This window comes from Gordonia sp. OPL2, from assembly GCF_003797825.1.
Classification (GTDB): Bacteria; Actinomycetota; Actinomycetes; order Mycobacteriales; family Mycobacteriaceae; genus Gordonia.
The window spans coordinates 28070-52764 of the sequence record NZ_RKME01000014.1 but is presented as its reverse complement, the minus strand read 5'-3'; the positions used below and the strand labels follow the sequence as shown (position 1 = coordinate 52764).

Below are 24695 nucleotides of genomic sequence, written 5' to 3'. Positions count from 1 at the left end.
GGCGCTCGTCGCCGGCGAGCGGACCGTCGTGCGTGGCGTCGAACCGGGCGGCCACCTCAGCGGAGTCCATGGTCAGCCAGGAGACGGAGTCGTCGGGCAGATCGATGGTGCTCGACAGGGTCAGCCCGAGGGCGGCGCCGGAGTCCTCCACCATCGTGGCGATCCGGGCGGCCGGATAGTCGGGATCGATCGGCACGTATCCGGCACCGGACTTGGCGACGCCCCAGATCGCGACGAGGAGGTCGGTCGACCGGCCGATGGCCAGGGCGACAAGGGATTCGACGCCGACACCCTGAGCACGCAGCCATCGGGCCAGGCGATCCGATCGTCGGTCGAGTTCGGCGTAGGTGAGGGCGCGACCGGCGGCGTCGCGGACGGCGACACGCTCGGGCCACCGACGTGCCGCGGCGGTGAACAGGTCGCCGAGCACGACGGGTTCGGTCCCGTGGCCGCCGGAGACGCGGGTGAGTGCGGCTGCCTCGGCGGTGTCGAGGAGGTCCACGTCGCCGAGCGTGACGGCGGGATCGGCGACCGCGGCGCGCAGGAAGCGCACCAGTCGCCGCGCGAGCAGTCGCACGGATGCCTCGTCGAAGAGGTCGGTGGCATAGGTGATCGATCCGGCCCAGTCCCCCACCCCGGTCGCGACGGCGACGGTGAGATCGACCTTGGCCGAGGAGACCTCGGGATCCAGCGCGGTGATCGCCAGGTCACCGACCCGGACGTCGTTCGCGGTCGCGCCCGTCCCGCCGGTCAGCCGGTCGGCCGGGGTCTGGTCCACGGCGAGCAGCGTCTGGGTCAGGGGCGCAAAGGCTTCCGACCGGACCGGGTCGAGAAGTTCCACGACCTGGTCGAACGGGATGTCGGCGTGGGCGAAGGCATCGAGGTCGGTGGTCCTGATCTCGGCGAGCAGGTCGTCGAAGGTCGTCGACGGTTCGATGTTCGAGCGCAGCACCAGAGTGTTGACGAACATCCCGACGAGGTCGTCGACGACCGAATCCGTCCGCCCGGCGATGGGCGTGCCGACCGCGATGTCGTCGGTGCCGGCGAGCCGGCCGAGCACGGTCGCCAGCGCGGCATGCAGGACCATGAACTCGGTCATCCCCCGCGCGTGGGCGAGCTCCGAGATCTGGCTGCCGAGTTCGGCGGGGATGTCGAACGACACCGCCGCGCCACGCATCGACGCGGCACGTGGCCGCGGTCGGTCGGTGGGCAGCTCGAGGACGTCGGGCAACCCGGCGAGCCGTTCACGCCAGTGCTCGGCCTGCACGGCCAGGAGCGATCCGGGTTCATCGGCGGCGCCGAGCACCGTGTGCTGCCAGGTCGCGACGTCGGCGAACTGCACCGGCAGCGGGCTCCACGCGGGTTCGTCGCCCGCGGTGCGCGCGGTGTAGGCAGCGATGAGGTCGCGCGCGAGCAGCCGGACCGACTCCCCGTCGGCGGCGATGTGGTGGACGACGAGGACCAGTAGATGCTCGGCCGCGCCGTTGTCGTACTCACCCGACGCCAGGCGGACGCGAATCGGCCACTGCTCGGTGACGTCGAATCCGGTTGCGGCCGCTGCCAGTGCGTCGGCGGGATCGTCGACCACGGCCCACGGGAGGCTGTCGACGACGGTGGCCACGTCGGCGATCGACTGGTACGGACGTCCCTGATCTGACGGGAACGTCGTCCGCAGGATCTCGTGCCGTCCGAGGACATCGAGGACGGCGTCACGCAGCGCGTCGGGGTCGAGCTGCCCGGTCAGACGCAGCACCGCAGGGATGTTGTAGGTGGCGGCACTCGGGTCGTACCGGTTGATGAACCACATCCGCTGCTGGGCGAAGGACAGCGGGATGCGCTCGGGACGCGGCACCGATCCGATCGGCACGACACTCCGACGGTCACCCGGCTCGATGCGCTCGACGAGGGTGCGGACCGACGGAGCGTCGAACAGGGCGCGGACGGGCACGTCGGCGTCGAGTGCATCACCGACCCGGGCCGCCACACGGGTGGCGGTGAGCGAGTTGCCACCGACGTCGAAGAAGCTGTCGGTCACCGACATCCGCTCGATACCGAGGACGTCGGCGAAGATCTGCGCGACGGTCGCCTCGGTCGCGCCGGCGGGTGCGACGAATTCACCCGTCTCGAACTCCGGTTCGGGCAGCGCCCGCCGGTCGAGTTTGCCGGCGGAGTTCAGCGGGATCTCGTCGAGCACCATCCACACCGTCGGACGCATGTAGTCGGGCAGCGCGACGGCCACCGCGGTCCGGACGTCGTCGACGTCGGGCCGGTGAGCCGCGTCGGCACCCGCGACATAGGCCACCAGGTGCTCGCCACCGGCGGGCGCGGACGCGACGGTCGCCGCGGCGTGGACCACACCCGGTGCCGATGCCAGGACGGACTCGATCTCGCCCAGTTCGATGCGCTGGCCGCGGAGCTTGACCTGGAAGTCGGTGCGTCCCAGGTATTCCAGCGAATCCCGGCGGTCGGTTGCCGCAGAGCCCGCACGACGCCGGACCAGGTCACCGGTCCGGTAGAGCCGTGCGCCCGGTGGCCCGAACGGATCGGCGACGAACCGTTCGGCGGTGAGGTCGGCACGGTCGGCATAGCCGCGGGCGAGCTGGATGCCGCCGAGGTAGAGCTCCCCCGCGACACCCACCGGAACCGGACGGAGCCGGTCGTCGAGGACGTGGGCGGTCGAGTTCCACATCGGTGAACCGATCGGTACCGACGACTCTGCCGACCGGTCGGCGACCCCGGACCCGATGCGCTCATAGGTGATCTCGACGGCCGCCTCGGTGGGGCCGTACAGGTTGTAGAACTCGGCCTGCGGCAATGCCTCTCGCGTCGCCGACGCCACGGCGGGCGGGAGTGCCTCACCGGTCGTCGACAGGTATTTGACGCCGGTCAGACGCGCCAGCCGTTCGGCACCGGCGACGTCGAGGAACACCGACAGCACGGACGGCACGAAATGCACCATCGTGGCGCCGCGGTCGGCGATCAGGTCGGCCATGTAGACCGGATCGGCGTGGCCGCCGGGACGTGCGACCAGCAACCGCGAGCCGACGACGAACGGCGCGAACAGTTCCGGCACCGAGCAGTCGAAGGTGTACGGGGTCTTCTGGACCACCAGGTCGGTCGGATCGAGCGGGAATCGGTCGAGCCCCCACCACAACCGGTTGACGACTGCGGCGTGCGGCAGGGTCACGCCCTTGGGTCTGCCGGTCGATCCCGATGTGAAGATGGTGTACACGGCGTTGTCCGGTCGTAGCGGGGCGAGGCGCTCGTCGTCACGGATCGGTGGAACGTCGTCGTCGACGGGTGCGCCGGCATCTACGGCGACCACTGCGATGCCTGCGGCCTCGGCGGCAGTGCGGAGTCCGGAGTCGTGGTCGTCGCCGTCGACGAGTACGGCGGCCGCGGCGGCCGTCGCCAGCATGTACTCGGCCCGCTCGGCGGGGACGTCGGTGTCCACCGGCACGTACTGTCCGCCGGCGGCGACGATCGCGTGGATCGCGACCATCATCTCGAGCGAGCGTGGGATGCACACGGCGACGGCGACATCGGGGCCGACACCCAGATCGATGAGCCGGCGGCCGAGGGTCGCCACCCGCGCACCGAACTCCCCGTACGTCACCTCGTGGCCGTCGTCGAACACGAGAGCGGTGGCCTCCGGGGAGGCCGAGGTCTGCCGGGACACCAGTTCGGCCACGGTGTCCGGCGCGATCGAGATCTCGGGGCCGAGAGCGGCCTGCGCCACCGCGGCGCGGTCGAGGTCGGACAGCAGATCGATGTCGCCGAGGCGGGTCTCCGGTGCGCTCGCGATGGTGGCGAGGATCGACACGACGGAGCGGGCCAACGCGGCCACCTCGTCGTCGCCGAACGCGCTCGGCAGGTACTTCAGATTGATGCTGAGGTCGTCCTCGCTCGGTGTGCTGTACAGGTTCAGCGCATAGTGCGTGGCATCGGCCACCTCGATGCCGGTGATGTCGAGTCCGGCCGCGCGACTGCCGTCGGCGACGGCATCGGAGTCGATCGGGTACGACTCGAAGATCATGAGGGTGTCGAAGCCGAGTCCCGGTGTCACCGCGGCGATCTCTGACAGGCCCACATGCTGGTGATCGAGCAGTCGGGTTCGGCGCGCCTGCAGGTCGGCGATCGACTCGCGGATGCTGCGTTCCGCCTCGCAGTCCACGACCGCAGGAAGCGTGTTGATGAACAGGCCGACGGCCCGCTCCACCCCATCGATCTCGGGTGGACGCCCGGACACGGTCTCACCGAACGCGACGGTCTGTCGGCCGGTGATGCGCGACAACAGGATCGCCCACGCCAGCTGGACGAGAGTGCTGAGGGTCGTCCCCTCCGCCTGTGCGAGCGACCGCAGCGCGTCGGTGATCTCGGCCCCGGCCAGGACCGCATGCTGTCGCGGCATCTCGTCGCGGGTGGCGACCGCACCGGAGCCGACGAGGGTCGGTCCCTCGACGGGCGGGAGCTCCTCCGCCCAGGCGCGGACGGCTGCGGTGTGGTCCTGGCGGTGGAGCCAGGAGAGGTAGTCGCCGAAGCCGACCTGCGGCGGGTCGTCGGCAGCATCGGTGAGATAGCCGCGGATCAGATCGGCGAGCACGAGTGGACCGGACCATCCGTCGAACAGGAGATGGTGGTTGGTGACGACGAGGGCCGACCGTGGTGCAGCATCGTCGTGACTCGGCAACGACACGAGGACGAATCGGATCAGCGGGGGGCGCTGCAGATCGAATCGGTCCACCCGTTCGGCGATCGCCAGGTCGGCGAGGATCGCATCGGCGCCCTCGGGTGCGCGGTCACGCAGATCCACGGTGCGCCAGGGCAGGTCGGCGGCGGGCGGGACGACGGTCACCACTGTGCCGTGCGCGGTCTGCACGTAGGCGGAGCGGAGGACGTCGTGCCGGTCGAGGAGGTGCTCGGCGGCACGGCGGATGCGGGCCTCGTCGACGATTCCGCCGAGACGCAGGACGACCTGGGCGACGTAGACGTCGATGTCCATGTCACGGGCGGCGGTGTCCGTACCGCCGGCGCCGGTGTCCCCTACCGAGCGCACCGATTCGATGTACAGCCCGTGCTGCAGCGGAGTCATCGGCCAGATGTCGGCACCGGGGAACCGGTCGCCGAGTTCGTCGATCTCCCGCTGATCCAGATCGGCACCGGCAATGTCCGACGGCGTCAGCCCGATGTCGTCGACCGTGTCCACGAACTCGGTGAGTTCACCCAGGGCCACCGCCCAGTTGTCGGCGATCTCGGCCGCATCGTCGTCGCTGAGGACCGCCCGCGGGAACGACAGCACCGTGTGCAGCCGACGACCGGTCGCGTCGTTGCCGACGAACACCTGAACCGACAGCGCGGTCGCGGCCATCGCGCCCGCAACCGATCCCGGGAGGACGGGCGCGTCGTCGGCGAAGGTGAACAGTTCACTCGACTCGCCGGACACCGCGTCCGTTCGACCGACGTCCAGGTGGGCGGCCTCACCACCGGCGACAGTACCGAGATAGTTGAACAGGATCGGCGGGAGTGGCCGATCACGCAGCGGCGCGTCCGGCCCGAATCGCGCGGGTCCGAATCCGATTCCGTGATCGGTGAGTACCGCGAACGACTCCTTGACGGCCTTCACCGACTCACCGATGTCCGTGCCCGGGACCACGGTCACCGGCACGTAGGTGGTGAACCAGCCGACGGTGCGGGACAGGTCGGCTCCGTCCGCGATCTCCTCGTGACGCCCATGGCTCTCGGTCAGGACGGACACGGTGTCGACATCGGCGCCGGTGCCACCATGGCGCCGTTGCCACCGGGCGAGCGCCTCGGTCAGCGTGGCGACGAGCACCTCGCGGGTGCCGGTGCGGAAGGCCGCGGGTATCCGCGCCAGCACGGCATCGGACAGACGTGCGTCGACGACGGACTCGCGGGTCACCACCGTTGCCTCCCGGTCGCGTGCCGGGTCGTGGCGAGTCGCCAGCGGGGAGGTCGTCGCCGGCAGTCGCGCCTGCCAGACGGCGAGATCATCACGCGTCCGGCCGGTGTCGGCGACCGCTGTCGCCCACCGCCGCATCGACGTCGCCTCCGGCGTCAGCTGAACCCGTTGTCCCTGATCACGTTGCGCCCGCGCGCTGTTCAGTTCCAGCAGGAGAACCGACCACGACACGACGTCGATGCCGATGTGGTGGATGGTGACGAGCAACCGACCGCGAGGTCGGCGACCCGTACGGGATCGGATGGCGGTCACCTCGACGAGGCGACCGCGCGTCGGGTCGAGTCGGGCGAGGGCGTGCGCGTGCGCGTCGAGAACGACGTCGGTGAACGCCGGCTCCCCGACGACGGCGTCGGTGACGATCTCATGGACGGCGGCGTCGGCGTCGAAACCGTTGCCGGCGGACATGATCCACCCACCGTCCGCCTTGCGCAGTGACGCGGTGAGCATCGGGTGGTTCGCGACGACGGCGTCGACGAGGACGCGGATGTCGGCCGGTGTCAGATCGTCGGGTAGGACTAACAGCGCGGATTGGGAGAAGTCGGCGAAGTCGGCGGGGTCGTCGGAGCGCTCGATCATCGACCAGACCGCCGGGGTGAGCTCGACGTCGCCGACACCACCTCCGTCGAACTCGGCGAGGGTCGCCACCTCGCGGCCGGCGATCGCCCGGGCGATACCCCGAACCGTGGTGTGCTCGAAGATGTCCCGGGGCGACACGGCCAGCCCGGCGGATCGCAGCAACGACGACAGCTGGATCGAGACGATGCTGTCACCGCCGAGCGCGAAGAACGAGTCGGTGACCGAGACCCGCGATACGCCCAGGACTGCGGTGAACACGGCTGCGATCTGTCGTTCGGTCTCGCCTTCCGGCTCGACATGCCCGGTGCCGGGTGTTCCGAATGTCGGCGCGGGCAGAGCGCGACGATCGATCTTGCCGGCGACGCCGAGCGGCATCTTGTCGAGGACCACCCAGACGGTCGGGCGCATGAAGTCCGGCAGCGCCGACGAGACCGCCGCGACGGCGTCGGCGGAATCGTCGACACCGGTGAGGTATCCGGCGAGGTGGCGACCACCGCCCGGGGCGGACACCACCGCGGCGGCGGCGTGTACCACTCCGGGGACCGAGCTGAGCACGGCCTCCACCTCGCCGAGTTCGAGGCGTTGCCCGCGCAGCTTCACCTGGAAGTCGCTGCGGCCCAGGTACTCCAGTTCCGGCGCCGACGACGCGCCGCCCGGCCTACCCCACCGGGCACGGTCTCCCGTGCGATAGAGCCGCGAACCCGGCGGTCCGAACGGATCGGCGACGAACCGTTCGGCCGTGAGATCGCCTCGGCTCTCGTAGCCACGCGCGACCTGGACACCGCCGATGTACAGATCGCCCGCCACACCATCCGGGACCACCCGCAACCGGTCGTCGAGTACATGTGCGGTCGTGTTCGTGATCGGTCGACCGATGGGCACCGTCGTGTCACCGGTGGTGACCTCGTGGTGGGTGACGATGATGGTGGTCTCGGTCGGCCCGTACTGATTGAACAGGCGCGCCGACGGGAGCACCTCGAGGGCCGCCGATGCCAGGGCCGGCGGCAATGCCTCACCGCCGGTGAGGATGGTGCGCACGCCGCGCAGGCGGAGCATGTCCGCGGTGTCGAGTGCGTCCAGGAACGCCGACAACATCGACGGTACGAAGTGCATCAGGGTGACGTCGTGGCGCGCGGCCATCGCGGCGATGTGCGCGGGTTCGCGGTGGCCGCCGTCGTCGGCGACGACCATGCGCGCCCCGCTCAGTGCGGGCAGGAACAGTTCACGCACCGACGCGTCGAACGCGAGCGGGGTCTTGTGCAGTACACCGTCTCCGGTGCGCACGTCGAAGATCTCGGCATCTGCGGCCAGGCGGTTGACGACCGCACGATGTGACACGGTCACACCCTTGGGTCGACCCGTCGACCCAGACGTGAACAGCGTGTAGGCCGCGTCGTCTGCGCGCAGCGGCGCGATGCGGTCGGTGTCGGTGACCGGCGCGGACAACTCACCGGACGGCGGATCGTCGGACACGTCCACGACGATGCGACGGAGGTGGGTCGGCAGGATGTCCGACGAGGTGTCTCCGTCGATGACGAGCGCGAGATCGACACCGGCGGTCGTCGCCATGTAGGCGGCCCGATCGGGGGGCGTGTCCGGTTCGATCGGCACATACCGGCCACCCGCGCAGATCACCGCATGGATCGCGATGACCATCGCGCTGGACCGAGGGAGGCTGACGGCGACCGCGACGTCCGGCCCGACTCCGGCACGGATCAGTGTGCGGGCCAACGTCGTCACGTGGTGCGCCCACCGGCGATACGTCAGCAGGTCCCCCGATGTCTCGATGGCCACGGCATCGGGACGCTCACGTGCGGCATCGGCGAGCACGTCCGCCAATGTCATCTCGCCGCGGTGCGTGGTGACGCCGGTCCCACGACTTACGATCGTCGACCGTTCCCTGTCGTCGAGGAGGTCGACGTCGCCGAGAGCGACGTCGGGATCGGTGGCGATGGCGGCCACGATCCGCAGGTAGAACCCGGCGAACCGCTCAATCGTCTCGGCGTCGAAAAGATCTGTGGCGTAGGCGATCCTGCCGACCATGTCGTCACCCGAGTCGTGGATGCCGATGCTGAGGTCGAACTTCGCCGCCGCGGATGCGGACCGCTCGGCGGCGATCGTGAGACCGTCGACCTCGGCGACGACGTCTTCTTCCCCGCGAGTCTGGTCGTAGGTGAACAGCGTCTGCGCCAGCGGTTCGAACGACTGGGATCGGATCGGGTCGAGCGCCTCGATGACCTGCTCGAACGGGGCGTCGGCGTGCGAGAACGCGTCGAGGTCCGTACGACGCACGGTGTCGAGCAGCGTGTCGAGGCCGCGATTCGGGTCGACCTCGGTACGCAGCGCCAGAGTGTTGACGAACATGCCGATCAGGTCGTCGAGCGACTGCGATCCGCGACCCGCGACGGCGGTCGCGACGACGATGTCGGTGCTCGACGACAGCCGCCCGAGTAATCCGGCAAGCGCCGCATGCAGTGCCATGAAGAGCGTGACGTCGTGCTCACGAGCCGTGCGCACCAGGGCATGTCGGATGTCGCCGGGGATCGAGAAGACCACCTCGGCGCCGTCCCGACTGGGAACGTCCGGCCGACGCCGATCCGTCGGCACATCGAGCACGGGTGGGGCACCGGCGAGCACGTCGGTCCAGTGCGACACCTGCTGCGCGATCACCGAGTCCGGCTCGTGCAGGTCGCCGAGTTCCTCACGCTGCCAGATCGCGAAGTCCGCGTACTGGACCTCCATCGACGACCACGCAGGCGCCGATCCGGTCCGGCGCGACTGATAGGCGGCGACCAGATCGCGTGCCAGCACGGGAGCCGACTCACCGTCGGAGGCGATGTGATGGGTGACGAGCACCAGCAGGTGCTCCGAGCGTCCGGCGTCGCCGTCGCGGTGACGTGGCGCAACCCGCACGCGCATGGGTGTCTCGCGGGTCACGTCGAAGCCGCGCCGCAAGATGGAGCGTGCGGACTCCTCGTCGGTCACCTCCCAATCGATGATGCGGTCGAGCCCGGTCGGCGCGAGGACGTCCTGCCGCGGCATGCCGGCGGGGTCTGCCGGGTACACGGTGCGCAGCACCTCGTGGCGTTCCACCACGTCCCCGACAGCGGCGCGCATCGCGTCGAGGTCGACATCGCCATCGAGTCGCAGGACCACCGGGATGTTGTAGGCCGGTGATGATGGGTCGAACTGGTTGATGAACCACATCCGCTGCTGCGCGTACGACAGCGGGATCGGGTCGCGCCGCGGTTGCGGGCCCAGCGGCCGCACGGTGCGCGACGCCGATGCCGAGGACACCACCTCGGCGAGTCCCCGCACGGTCGGCGCCTCGAACAGGTTTCGGACGGGGAGTTCGACCCCGAGGGCCTCACCGACGCGTGCGACCACCCGGGTCGCCGACAGCGAGTTGCCGCCGATGTCGAAGAAGCCGGCAGTGGCCGACACGTCCTCGATGTCGAGAACGTCGGCGACGACCTCGGCGATCGTCCGCTCGACGTCGGTCGCGGGACGGACGAACTCGTCTGCCCCGGCGCCCGATTCGGGTGCCGGAAGCGCACGCCGGTCGATCTTTCCGGCGGCGTTCAGCGGCATCTCGTCGAGCACCGACCAGAGGGAGGGCCGCAGGTACTGCGGAAGGGCGCGTGCCACCCGGTCCTTCACGACCTCGAGATCGACCGTCTCGCCGGCGACATAGCCGACGAGCTGCCCGCCGCCCGGCCCCGCCGTGACGAGCGCTGCCGCATGCACGACTCCGGGGGCGGCGGACAGGACCGACTCGATCTCCCCCAGTTCCACCCGCTGGCCACGCAACTTCACCTGGAAGTCGGTGCGTCCCAGGTACTCCACGTCACCGATGTCCGCGCCCGGCCCGCTCTGCGGACCGGCCCACCGGACCAGATCGCCGGTCCGGTACATGCGGGCACCGGCGTCACCGTAGGGGTCCGCCACGAAACGGTCCGCGGTCAGGTCGGGCCGCGATGCATAGCCGCGGGCCAGTTGGACACCGGCGAGATAGAGTTCGCCCGGCACCCCGGCGGGAACCGGGTGCAGTCGTGAGTCGAGAATGCGGACCGCGGTGTTCCACACCGGCTGTCCGATGGGCACCACGCTGTCCTCGGCGCCGACCTCGTGCACGGTCACCTCGACCGCCGCCTCGGTCGGCCCGTACATGTTGATCATGCGGGCGTGGGGCCAGCTCTCGAGCGCGGCGGACGCCGCGGCCGGCGCCAGGGCCTCCCCGGAGGTGAACACCCGACGCAGCGTCGTCAGCTCGGCCATCCCGTCCGGCCCGACGACGTCGACGAACGCCGCCAGCATGGACGGCACGAAGTGGGCGGTGGTCACGCCGGCCGAGCGCACCAGCGTCGCCAGGTACGCCGGATCCCGATGCCCGTCGGGCCGGGCGATCACCAGGGTGGCCCCGACGGTCAACGGCCAGAACAACTCCCAGACCGAGACGTCGAAGGTCACCGGTGTCTTCTGCACGACGGAATCGGTTCCGCCGATCGGATACCACGCCTGCATCCACGACAGCCGGTTCACGACAGCGTCGTGGGTGACGGTGACGCCCTTGGGACGACCGGTCGACCCGGAGGTGAAGATCGTGTACGCCGCATGCCCGCCGCGCACGGTGCGGACACGGTCGGCGTCGGTCACCGTCGCCGTCGATTCGTTCAGCGGTGCAGCACAATCGAGTTCGACCACGAGAGTGACGTTCGAATCGACACCCGCCGGAACCGCGCCGGACACGATGACCGCCCGCGCCTCGGCGACGTCGATCATGTAGGCGACGCGATCAGCGGGCGTGTCAGGATCGATCGGTACGTACTGACCGCCCGCGGCGATCACCGCGTGCAGGGCGACCACGAGCTCCACCGACCGCGGGACACTCACCGCGACGGCCACATCCGGCCCGACACCGTGGGCGATCAGATCTCGGGCGAGCACCGACACCCGGGCACCGAACTCGCGGTAGCTCACCGCGCGACCCTCGAACTCCAGCGCGACGGCGTCGGGTTCCTGTGCGATGCGCGCGGCGATCATGTCGCCGAGCGTCCGGTCGGGGACGTCGACGAGCTCGCCGGCGGTCCACGAGTCCACCTCGGCAAGGCCGTGCAGGATGTCGGCGTCACCGATCGCTGCCGTGGGTGTCGAACAGAAGGCTGCCAGCGCCCGGACGAGCGTGTCGCCCATCTGCGCGACCCGCTCGCCGTCGAACAGGTCCGACGCATAGGTGATCACGTAGTGCCACGCATCATCCCCGGTCGGCGGCGGGCCGAAGTCGACGCTGAGGTCGACGCGGGCGACCGCCGTGCCGGCGTCGTCGACGGGTGTGACGTCGAGACCCGGCAGGCTCGCGGAGTCCGCGGTGGTTCCGCCGACGTTCAACCACACCTGGGTCAGTGGGGCGAACGCCTCGGACCGCACCGGATTGAGCCGGTCGACGAGGTACTCGAACGGGACGTCGGCGCGTTCGAAGGCATCCAGGTCGGTGCGGCGGACGTCGTCGAGGAGTTCATCGAAGCCCTGAGCCGGGTCGACCTGCGTCCGCAGGACCAGAGTGTTGACGAACATCCCGACGAGTCCGTCCAGTTCGCGCCTCCCGCGGCCGGCGACCGGGGTGCCGATCGCGATGTCCGTGGTGGCGGACAGTCGCGACAGCACCGCCGCCAGAGCGGCATGAAGCACCATGAACGGTGTGACGCCGCGGGCAGAGGCGTGTCGGGTGACCGCGCGGGCGATGTCGGCGGGGATCACGAGATCGCGGCGGGCCCCGGCGCCGGTCGCCACCGCCGGCCGTGGCCGATCCGACGGGAGCTCCAGCACATCCGGGAGGTCGGTGAGTTGGCGCTCCCAGTAGGCAGTTTGGGTGCCGAGCACCGATTCCTCGTCGTCGACCGAACCGAGCACCCGCTGTTGCCACAGCGACACGTCGGCGAACTGCACGTCGAGGGGAAGGAACTGCGGCGCGGTTCCCTCGCGCCGTGCCGCGTAGGCGATGGCGAGATCACCGATGAGGGGTGCGATGGACTCGCCGTCGCCGGAGATGTGGTGCAGGACCACAACCAGGAGGTGGCTGTCGGCGGATTCCGCGTAGAGGCGCACCCGCAGCGGCGGGGCGGCGGTGACGTCGAAGCCGGTGTCGACGGCGCGGGCCAGATCGTCCGGATCATCGACGACCTGCCAGTCGACACCGTCACGCGCGGAACCGATGTCGAGGATCTCCTGGCGCGGGACACCGTCGGTCGCGGGATAGACCGTGCGCAGGATCTCCTGGCGCTCGACGACATCCGCGAAGGCCTCGCGGAGGGCGGCGATGTCGAGCTCTCCGCGCAGCCGCACCGCGAGGCGGATGTTGTAGGCGGTGGAGTCCGGGTCGAACTGGTTGATGAACCACATCCGTTGCTGCGCGAAGGACAGCGGGATCTCGTCGGGACGTTCGGCGGCGACGAGGGGTTCGACGGCGGCGCCACCGACCTCGATGCGTCGGGCGAGGTCGCGGACCGTCGGCGCCTCGAACAGATCTCGGACGGCGACATCGGCGTCGAGCGCTGCGCCGATCTGTGCGGTCACCCGCGTCGCCGAGAGCGAGTTGCCGCCCAGGTCGAAGAAGCTGTCGGTGACCGACACCTCGTCGAGTCCCAGGACGTCGGCGACGATCTCCGCAATGCTCTCCTCGACCGCACCGGACGGCGACACGGTGTCGCCGCTGCCGAACTCCGGTTCCGGCAGGGCCCGCCGATCGAGCTTGCCCGCACTGTTGAGCGGGACGTCGTCGAGGACCATCCACACGGTCGGACGCATGTAACCGGGTAGTCGCGCCGACACCACATCACGGACCGCGCCGAGGTCGACGTCGGCGTCCGGCCCCGCCGACAGGTAGGCGACCAGATGCTCGGCTCCACCCGCGGACGAGGCGACGGTCGCCGCCGCGTGCACCACGCCCGGCGCCGAGGCCATCACGGCCTCGATCTCGCCGAGCTCGATTCGCTGGCCACGCAGCTTGACCTGGAAGTCGGTGCGCCCCAGATAGTCCAGTCCACCGTGGACGTTCCAGCGCACGAGATCGCCGGTGCGGTACAGCCGCGCGCCGGGGACACCGAACGGATCGGCGACGAATCGTTCGGCCGTCAATGCGCCGCGTGCGGCGTACTCGCGCGCGATCTGTGCGCCACCGAGGTACAGCTCACCGGCGATGTCCAGCGGCACCGGCCGCAGCCGGTCGTCGAGCACCCACACGTCGGTGTTCCAGACGGGCGATCCGATCGGCACCACGGGTGCGTGGTCGTCGACCAGGTCGAGGTCCTGCGCGGTGACCTCGATGGCGGCCTCGGTCGGGCCGTAGAGGTTGTACATCTCGACGTGGGGCAGTCGTCGGCGCACCGCCGCGACGAGTGACGGCGGCAGCCCCTCCCCCGCCAGGTACAGATACCGCAGGCCGGTCATGGCGGCGAGACGGTCGTCGTCGACGACGTCGAGGAACGCCGCCAGCATCGACGGGACGAAGTCGATCGCGGTGATGCCGTGACGGGCGATGAGGTCGGCGAGGTAGGTGGGGTCGGCGTGACCACCCGGGCGGGCGATGACGACCCTCGCGCCGATCATGAAGGGGGCGAACAGCTCCGGCACCGAGACGTCGAAGGTGTACGGCGTCTTCAGGATCGTCGTCGCGTCGGCGTCGACGTGCCGGAACTCGCCGACACCCCAGCGCAGTCGGTTGACGACGGCGCGGTGGGAGACGGTGACGCCCTTCGGCCGCCCGGTCGACCCGGACGTGAAGATCGTGTACGCCGCGTGATCCGGCCGGCGCGACGGGCGCTCCTCCGGCCGCAGCGGCGCGTCGTCGGCGGCGCTGTCGGTGGCGGCGCTGTCGTCGGCGGCGCTGTCGTCGGCGGCGCTGTCGGTGACGTCGACGACGAGGACCGCCACGGACGCCACCGCCCGCCGATCGGGCGCAGAATCTCGCCCATCGTGCCCAGTATCTCGCCCATCGTGCCCAGTTTCGCGCCCATCGGGTCCAGTTTCGCGCCCATCGGGTCCAGCGCTTCGCTCATCGGGCACAGTCGGCGAAATTCCGGGCACGGTCGGCGAGATTTCGGGCACAGTCGGCGAAATCTTGGACACGGTCGGCGAGATTTCGGGCACGGTCGGCGAGGTCTCGAGTGCGGACCGGAGCCCGTCGGGGATCTCACCGGGACCGACCAGAACACGTGCGACAGAGGCTGTCTCGAGCATGTCCCGGATGCGGTCGGCGGGCGCCTCGGTGTCGATCGGGACGTACTGTCCCCCGGCGACGACGACTGCATGCACCACGACGATCATCTCGATCGATCGCGGCATGCAGATGGCCACCGCGTCATCGGCCCCGACACCCTCGGCGATCAGTGTCCGTGCCAGACGATTGACGTGCGACGACACTTGGGCGTACGTCATCGACCGATCACCGTCGATCACCGCGATGGTGTCCGGTGTCCGGGCCGCGGTCACCGCGAGGGCATCACCGACGAACTCGTGTGCGACGTCGACGACGGCACCGCGCGACCAGTCCAGCACGGTGTCGCGGTCCGCCGACGACAACAGGTCGATGTCACGCAGGTGACCGCCGCCGGCCGAGGCACTCAGGTGCGCGAGGATCTGGTGATAGATCCGGCCCAGGTGCGCGATCTGGCTGTCGGAGAAGGCATCCGGCAGATACTTCAGCTGGAGACGGAGAGTGGGGCTGTCGTCGTCGGTCCCGCGCGCCGGTGCCGCGACGAGATTGAGCGGGTAGTGCGTGGCGTCGCCGGTGCGGACCTCGGTGATCGACAACGCCGAGGATTCCTCGTCCGACCCATGGGTGCCCTCGGCGAGGGCTGCGGTGTCCACCGGGTAGGACTCGTACACGGTGAGGGTGTCGAACAGTGTGTGGTGGCCCGCGGCCGCCGCGATGTCGGCCAGCCCCAGGTGCTGGTGGTCGAGGAGCCGGGTCTTGGCCTCCTGCAGATCGCGCAGTGCGGTATCGATCGACTGATCGGGATCGACGGTGACCGCGACGGGCACTGTGTTGATGAACAGTCCGACCGCCTGCTCGACACCGTCGATGTCGGCCGGACGTCCGGCGACGGTCTCACCGAACACGACCGACCGCTGCCCGGTCAGTCGCGACAGCAGCACCGCCCAACCGAACTGCAGGAACGTCGATGTCGTCACCCCGAACCTGCGAGCGGTGCGACCGATCGCCTCCGACAGCCCGGCTTCGACGTCCATCGCATGGTCGCGCGGCCGCGTGCTGTCGGTGGCGATCCGACCGGGTGCGACGAGAGTGGGCCCGTCGAGATCGGCGAGCGCATCGGCCCACGCGGCACGCCCCGCGTCGGCGTCCCGTCGTGACAGCCACCGCAGGAACTCGGAGAAGTCCGGGGTGCCGGTGGTGATCGGCTGTCCGGAGAAGTAGGTGGCGAACAGGTCGCCCAGTACCAGCGGGCCCGACCATCCGTCGACGAGCAGGTGATGATCGGAGACGACCAACGCCGAGCGGGTGACGCCGGTGTCGTCGGCCGGCAGGACGACGAGAGCGAATCGGATGAGGGCGGGCTCGTCGAGGACGAACGGCTCCCGGAGTTGTTCTGCGGCGATGTGGTCGAGTCGTGCCATCGCATCGCCGCCGGCGTCGCGCAGATCGATCGTCACCCACTCGGGTTCGACCTCCGGCGCGACCACGGCGACCGGCGTGCCCCGGCTGCTGCGGGTATAGCCGGAGCGCAACACCGGATGGTGTGCCAGGAGCGCACGCGCGGCATCGTGCAGTCGCCGCACGTCGACATCACCGGCCAACTCGATGACGGCCTGAGTGACGTAGACGTCGATCTCGCCTGTGCCACCGGCACTCTCTGCACCACCGCGGCCGTCCGTCGCGGTCGAGCCCAGCTCGGCCTGGAAGTACAGGCCCTGCTGCAGCGGTGTGAGCGGCCAGATGTCGGCGCCCGGATGGCGGCCGCGGAGCTCGTCGATCTCGTCCTGCGTCAACGGCAGCCCGATGAGGTCCGACGGCGATGGGCCGGGGGTTCCGGCGTCGATGGCGTCGACGATCGCTGCCAGTTCCGACGCCCACCGGTCGGCGATGGTGCTGACCTCGTCGGCGGTCAGCACGTCGTCGACATAGGTGAAGGTCGCCCGCAGGGTGCGCCGTCCGTCGACGACGACGGTGTTCACGTCCACCGACAAGGCGTTCGGTGCCCGCAGGGCGCCGCTGCGCGTCGACGGCAGTGCCACACGGTCGCCGGTCGGCAGGAAAGCTGATTCCGTGGGGGCGTCGACTCCGGCGTCGGCCACGGTCCCGGCACCGACGTTGCCGAAGTAGTTGAACCCGATGGTCGGCAGCGGTCGCCGGCCCAGTTCGGCGAGGTCGGCGTCGACCTGGTCAGACCTCCGCGCGGCCGAGCGCAGGATGCCGAACCCGATCCCGTTGTCGGGGCGACCGAGTAGCTCTTCCTTGGCGTCCTGCACCGTCCGGACGACCCCGTGCCCATCCCCGACCGAAATACGGATCGGTGAGATCGTGGTGAACCAGCCGACGGTGTGCGACAGATCGACCGACCGCGGCTCGGAACCGACTGCGGCGATGTCGGTCTCACGTCCATGGCCCTCGACCTGGATCACCACCGAGGCGTCGTCGGCGAGCGGTGTGTCGGCGACCGCCCGGGCGAGCGCGGCGAGCAGTGCATCCTGGGTGCCGGCGGCGAACGCCTCCGGGACCGCGGTGAGCAGGGCCGCGGTGGTCGTCGGGTCGATCGTCGTCGCGTGTGTCCGCCTATCGCGCATGCGTGCGGTGACATCGGCGTACTCGTCCGCGGTCGGGAGCCGCTCGAGCCAGTAGGGCAGTTCGGCGGCACGTCCGTCGGCGAGCTCGGCGAGGTGGTGCGCCCACGCGCGGACCGAGGTGCCTTCGGCGTCGGGACGGGGTTCACCGCCCGCGCCCACCTGCGACCACATGGTGGCGAGATCGACGATGATCGTCGACCACGACACGGCGTCGACGGCGACGTGATGCAGGACGAGCAGCAGGCGTGCGCCGTCACCGTAGGCGCTGTCGGGGTCGCCGTTGTGGTCACGTGATGTGATGACCACGCAGCGCAGCACCCGGCCGGTCGTCGGGTCGAGCTCGGCCATCGTCGCGGCGTGCAGCTCTGCCACCGCATCCGCGAACTCCGTGGTGTGCGGGTCATCTCGGACCGTCTCGACGCCGATGGTCACGGCCGCGTCGATGTCGTGGCCGGCGTCCAGCGTCCATCCGTCGGATTCGAGACGCAGTCGCGCCGACAACATCGGGTGCGCGCGCAGAAGCGCAGCGATGATCGCGGTGAGGTGGGCGGGGGTCGTCTGGGCCGGCAGGTGCAGCAGGGTCGACTGGGAGAAGTCCGCGAGATCTGCCGGCTGGTCGGCGTGGTCGATCAGCCAGTCGACGATGGGTGTGAGCGGCATCCGGCCCGTGGGTCCGCCGGCCGGTTCGGGCAGCGGCGCGATCGGCGTCCCGGCTTGTCCCGCGGCGGCGGCCATCGCACGGATGGTCTTGTGCTCGAAGATGTCTCGTGGAGTGAGACGCAGTCCGGCGGATGCGGCCGCCGACGACAACTGGATCGACATGATGCTGTCGCCGCCGAGGGCGAAGAACGAGTCGGCGACGCCGATCCGGTCGACGCCGAGGAGCCCGGTGACGATGTCGGCCAGAGCGCGCTCCGCATCCGTTGCGGGAGCGACGAACTCCGTGTCGACGACGAAGTCGGGCGCGGGCAGGGCGGCCCTGTCGAGCTTGCCGGCGGGGGTCAGCGGGAGCGCATCGACGACGATCAGCTGTGCGGGCACCATGTGCGCCGCCAGGCGGGTCGCCGCCGCCTGCGCGACCTCGGATTCCCGGATTCCGTCACCGACGAGGTAGGCCACCAGCCGGGTACGGCCGGCGTCGTCCCGGACTCCGAGAGTGACGGCCTGGTCGACGTCGGGAGTGGCGGTGAGGACGGCGTCGACCTCGCCGAGCTCCACCCGCTGGCCGTTGATCTTCACCTGATGGTCGGCGCGCCCCGCGAACTCGAGGTCGCCGGATGCCGTGCGACGCACCAGGTCACCGGTGGCGTACAGCCGCGATCCGGGCAGTCCGAGGGGATCGGCGACGAATCGGGACGCGGTCAGTCCGGCGCGTGCCAGATAGCCCCGTGCCACACCCGGCGCCGAGAGGTAGAGCTCACCGATCACCCCGTGCGGGACCGGGTTGAGTCGCTCGTCGAGGACGTAGGCGGTGAATCCCCGGATGGGGCGTCCGATCGTGACCGGCCGACCGGGCTCCGAGCGTCCGGCGGTCGCCCAGACGGTGGTCTCGGAGGGGCCGTAGAAGTTGAGCAGAGTGCGGCCCGGCGCCCACCGCTCGACGAGTTCGGGCGGACACGCCTCGCCGGCGGTGGCCAGGTGTTTGAGTCCGGACAGCCCGGCCGGGTCCATGGTCGCCAGGACGGTCGGGGTGATCACGGCATCGGTCACGCGGTGGCGTGAGATCAGTTCGGCCAGTGCGGGTCCACCGTAGACCTCGGCGGGTGAGACGACCAGGGTGTGTCCCGATGCGATGGCCCAGATCATCTCGAAGAACGACGCGTCGAAGCTGGGCGACGCGACGTGCAGTACGCGGGTCGCCGAACCGTAGGAGATCTCACGGTGTGCCTGGACCAGGTCGGAGACCCCGCGATGGGCGACCGCGACGGCCTTGGGTCGCCCGGTGGAGCCGGAGGTGTAGATGAGGTAGGCGAGGTTGTCCAGCCGCACCGGACCGAGCCGGTCGGCGTCGGTGAGCGGCTCCGACGACACGCGATCAACGGCGGCGACGAGGCCGTCGTCGTCGAGCACGAGCCACCGCGGCCGGTCCCGCTCGCCGAGGAGCGCCCGGTCGGCACTGGTGGTGATGCCGAGGGCTGCACCGGAATCCGACAGCATGTGGTCGATGCGGTCGGCCGGGTAGGTCGGATCGACCGGGAGGTACACGCCGCCGGCCTTGATGACGGCCCACGTGGCCACGACCGACTCGATCGAGCGGGCGATTCCGACGGCGACCACGACCTCGGGTCCGACACCGTGGGAGATCAGCACTCGGGCGAGCCGGTTGGTACGGGCCTCGAACTCGCCGTAGGTGATCGTCGTGTCGTCGTCGGCGATCAGTGCCGTGTGATCCGGGTCGAGGGTGCGATCGAGGAGGACCTCGGGCAGCGTGCGTCCGCCACCGAAGGTGTCCGCGGCGCGGCGCGCGGCGGCGAGTTCGGCGCGGACGGCGTCCATCTCGCGGCGCTGGTCGTCACTCAGGAGATCGATGTCCCCGATCACCGCGCCACGATCGGCGGTCAGGGCGCTCAGCACCCGTATCCACGTGTCGGCGAACCCGCGGACGGTCGTCTCGTCGAACAGTGCTCGGGCGTAGAGGAATTCGACCGTCAGGTCGGGCGACACCCCGGTGGCCGGCCGCTCGAGCACCCCCACGGTCAGGTCGAACTTGGCGTCCTGGTCGGTGATGTCGATCGGTTCGGCGACGACGCCCGCGGTGCGGAGCGCCTGCCTGCTCGACGGGTCGTCGGCGGCGTAGGTGAACGCGATCTGCGCGAGCGGTGCATGCGCCGGAGATCGTTCGGGCGCCAGGGCGTCGACGAGTTGTTCGAACGCGACATCGGCGTGGGCGAATGCATCGAGATCGACGTCGCGGACGACGTCGAGGAGGTCGCCGACGGTGACCGCGGGGTCGACGGTCGTCCGCAGCACCAGGGTGTTGACGAACATGCCGATCACGTCGTCGAGGGCGGCCTGTCCCCGGCCCGCAACCGGCGTGCCGATCACCACGTCACGGGTGGAGGCCAGGCGCGAGACCAGCACGGCGAGCGCGGCGTGGCAGACCATGAACGGGGTCAGACCCGCCTCCCGCGCGGTACGTGCGACCGCGTCGGCGATCGCCGGCGGGACCTCGACGGTCAGACGCGCGCCCTCGGGATCGAGCACACCGGGTCGTGGCCGGTCGGCCGGGAGTTCGGTGACCGTGGGGATGTCGTCGAGGACGGACATCCAATGGGCGAACTGCTGTCCGACGGGTGTCTGCGGATCGTCCGTGCGCCCCAGTGTCTCGTGCTGCCAGAGCGCGTAGTCGGCATACTGGACCGACGGTGCCGGGCGAGCCGCGACGCCGGCGGTCCGGGCGAGGTAGGCGCCGACGAGATCGGAGGCGAGCACCCGTGCCGACTCGCCGTCGAACGCGATGTGGTGGATCACCACCATCACGTCGGTGAGCCCGGAGTCCGCATCTCGAAAGACGCGCGCCCGGAGGGGCAACTGAGCGGTCACGTCGAATCCGCGGCCGGTCACGTCGACGAGATCGTCGGCGTCCACTGCGACCGAGACATCGAGCAGCTCTGCGGCATCGGCGGGGTCGAGGATGTGCTGCGTCGGCCGGCCGTCGACCGTCGGATACACGGTGCGCAGGATCTCGTGTCGGGCAAGCACATCGCGGATCGACGACAGCAACGCCTCGACGTCGATGGGGGCGGTGTCGATGGGTGCGGCGTCGACGGGGTCGGCGTCACTCTGGGCCGGGCGCAGGCGCAGGCCGAACGGGATGTTGTAGGCGGCCGAGGAGGTGTCGAACTGGTTGATGAACCACATTCGCTGCTGGGCGAACGAGAGCGGGATGACAGCCGGGCGCGGCCTCGGTTCGATCGCGGCGCTCGCCCCGGTTCCGGGCCGCACCCGTTCGGCGAGGGCCCGCACGGTGGGCGCCTCGAACAGGTCGCGCACCGACACCTCGGTGTCGAGGGCACGTCCGATGCGGGCGACCACGCGGGTCGCCGACAGCGAGGTCCCGCCGAGATCGAAGAAGCTGTCGGTGGACGAGACCCGGTCGGCCCCGAGGACCTCGGCGACGATGTCGGCGACCGTCTGCTCCGTGCCGGGTGCGGGGGCGACGAACTCGTCGTCGCCGTCGCGATACGCAGGCCCGGGTGCGGGCAGGGCGCGGCGGTCGAGTTTGCCCGCCGACGTCAGTTCGACCGACTCCAGCGGCATCCACACCGTGGGCCGCATGTGCTCGGGAAGCATCCGGGCGGCAACCGACCGCACCTCGTCGAGGTCGACGGACGGGGTTCCGGATGCCCCGGCGACGTAGGCGACGAGGTGTTCGTCCCCGCCGGAGACCGCGACGGTCGCTGCCGCGTGCACGACGCCCGGTGCCGTCAGGAGCACGGCCTCGATCTCACCGAGCTCGATCCGTTGGCCGCGGAGCTTCACCTGGAAGTCGGTGCGGCCCAGGTAGTCCAGATCTCCTGCCGGAGTGTGGCGGACGAGGTCTCCGGTGCGATACATGCGTGCACCGGCCGAACCGTGCGGGTCGGCGACGAAACGCTCGGCGGTGAGGTCCGGGCGCGCGGCGTAGCCGCGGGCGAGCTGGACTCCCGCCATGTAGAGCTCACCCGGCACGCCGATCGGCACCGGATGCAGGCGGGCGTCCAGCACGCGGGTGGTGGTGTTCCACACCGGACGTCCGATGGGCACCGCATCATCGCCGGGTCGCACCTCATGGGCGGTGACGTCGACGGCGGCCTCGGTCGGTCCGTACAGGTTGTGCAACCGGGCATTCGGTACCCCCCGCAGCACTGCGTCGGCGACCGATGGCGCCAATGCCTCGCCGGAGGCGAAGATCTGACGCACCGACGTCAGCCCGGCGAGGCCGTCGGAGCCGAGGATCTCGACGAAGGCCGACAGCATCGACGGCACGAAATGGACGGTACTCACGCCGGTGTTGCGGATGAGTGCGGCGAGATACGCCGGGTCACGGTGTCCGTCGGGCCGGGCGAGGACGAGCGTGGCGCCGACTGTCAACGGCCAGAACAGCTCCCACACCGAGACGTCGAAGGTGGCGGGCGTCTTCTGCACGACGACGTCGGACGGACGCAACCGGTGGGCGTCCTGCATCCACGCGAGACGGTTGGCGATCGCCGCGTGGCTGACGACGACGCCCTTGGGGCGGCCGGTCGAGCCCGAGGTGAACAGCGTGTAGGCGGCGTGGTCGGCGGCAAGCGGTCCGCGTCGCTGCGCGTCGGTGACGGGAGCGGACTCCGACCGGCCCGCACCGGCCTGCGACAGATCCACGCGGACGACGGTGATCTCGGGGTCCGCGATCGTCTCGGCGAGCAACCCGTACGGTCCGTCCGGACCGACGACGACGATCGACGCTCCTGCGGTCTGCAGCATGTGGCGGGTACGGTCGGCGGGCGCAGCGGGGTCGAGCGGGACGTAGTGTCCGCCGGCCGCGACGACGGCATGGACGCCGACGAGCATCTCGGCCGATCGCGGCACGCCGACCGCAACCGCGACCTCGGGGCCGACACCGAGTCCGATCAGCCTGTGCGCCAGCTCGTTCACTCGATCACCGAACTCGCCGTAGGTGAGGGTCCGGTCGCCGTCGACGACGGCGGTCGCGCGCCCGTGTGCGCGGACCGCCCGTGCGATGGCGTCGGGCAGCAGCGTGGGGTCGATGTCGACCTCGAGTCCCTGCGAGATGGCCCGCAGCCGGCCGCGCGTGGCCGCGTCGACGAGCGAGACGTCGCCGATCACCGTGGTCGGGTCGTCGGTCACGGCGCGCAGGACGGCGAGGTACCAGTCGGCGATCGTCAACGCGGTGTCGTGGTCGAAGAGGTCGCGCGCGTAGACGATCGAGCCGGTGAGGGCGGAGAGTCGGCCGTCGTCGTCCCGGACCGCCGACAGTCCGACCGTGAGATCGAACCTCGCGGCGGGATCACCTGGGTCTGCCGGGTCGATTGTCAGGCCCGGCAGATCGACTCGCGATTCGGCATGCTGTTCGAGGGTGAACATCACCTGCGCCAGCGGTGCGAACGCCTCCGACCGGACCGGCGACAGTCGCTCCACGAGATACTCGAACGGGACGTCCGCGTGATCGAACGCATCGAGATCGGTTCCACGCGTGGCGGTCAGCAGTTCGGCGAAGGACATACCGGGACGAACCGTGCTGCGGAGCACCAGGGTGTTGACGAACATGCCGATCACGTCGTCGAGTTCGGCCTGCCCTCGTCCGGCCACCGGTGTCGCGACCGCGACGTCCTCCGTCGCCGCGATCCTCGCCAGCACCGCGGTGAGGACGGCGTGCAGGACCATGAACGGGGTCGCCCCGTGGTCGCGGGCCAGATCGTCCACGGCCGCCACGAGGTCGTCGGGGATGTCGAACTCGGCCAGTCCGCCACGGTGGGAGGCGACGTCGGGTCGTGGCCGGTCGGTGGGGAGTTCGATGACGTCGGGCAGGTTCGCCAACTGCGTCATCCAGTGGTCCACCTGCCGACCCACCACCGAGTCGGGGTCGTCGGCGGCACCGAGTACGCGGTGCTGCCACAGCGCGACATCCGCGTACTGGACGGCCAACGGCGTCCACTGCGGAGCATGGCCTGCGACGCGCGCACGGTAAGCCATGACGATGTCGCGCAACAGCGGCGCCAGCGATTCCCCGTCTGCGGCGATGTGATGCAGGATCACCACGAGCAGGTGTTCGTCGGGTGACCTCGTCACCAGGGCTGCGCGGATCGGCAGATCGCCGGTGACGTCGAAGGGCTGGGCGGCGATGTCGAGCGCGGCGGCGCCGTCGGCGGGTGTGGTCCACCATGAGGTGTCCTGGATCAACGCGTCCGGCTCGAGGATGTGCTGATACGGCTGACCGTCGTCGTCGGACGGGAAGAGCGTGCGCAGACTCTCGTGCCGGGCGGCGACGTCGGCGATCGAGGCACGCAGCGCAGTGTTTTCGAGACGGCCGGTCAGCGTGAGGGCGAACGGGATGTTGTAGGCCGGCGATGTCGGGTCGAAGCGGTTGATGAACCACATCCGTTGTTGCGCCGGCGAGAGCGGGATGCGGTCCGGGCGCTGCGCTGCGGTGACCGGTTCGAGGGCGCCGGCCGTGTGAACCGCGATCAGTTCGGCCAGCGCACGAGGAGTCGGGGCCTCGAAGATCTCGCGGACACCGATATGGGTATCGAGGACGGTCGAGATCCGTGCCGCCACGCGCGTCGCCGAGAGCGAGTTCCCGCCGAGATCGAAGAAGCTGTCGATGACCGACACCTCGTCGAGGCCAAGGACCTCGGCC

The 24695-nt window shown here is 70.2% G+C and carries 1 protein-coding gene (cut by both window edges); it reads right to left on the bottom strand.

Every position in this 24695-nt window falls within one protein-coding gene, locus EEB19_RS14655, for a non-ribosomal peptide synthase/polyketide synthase (protein ID WP_187587475.1), read on the bottom strand. The gene is 54996 nt long; 8675 of those nucleotides lie to the left of the window and 21626 to its right, leaving coding positions 21627-46321 in view, spanning codon 7209 (partial) through codon 15441 (partial); reading right to left, the first codon wholly in view occupies positions 24692-24694. The start codon and the stop codon both lie outside this window.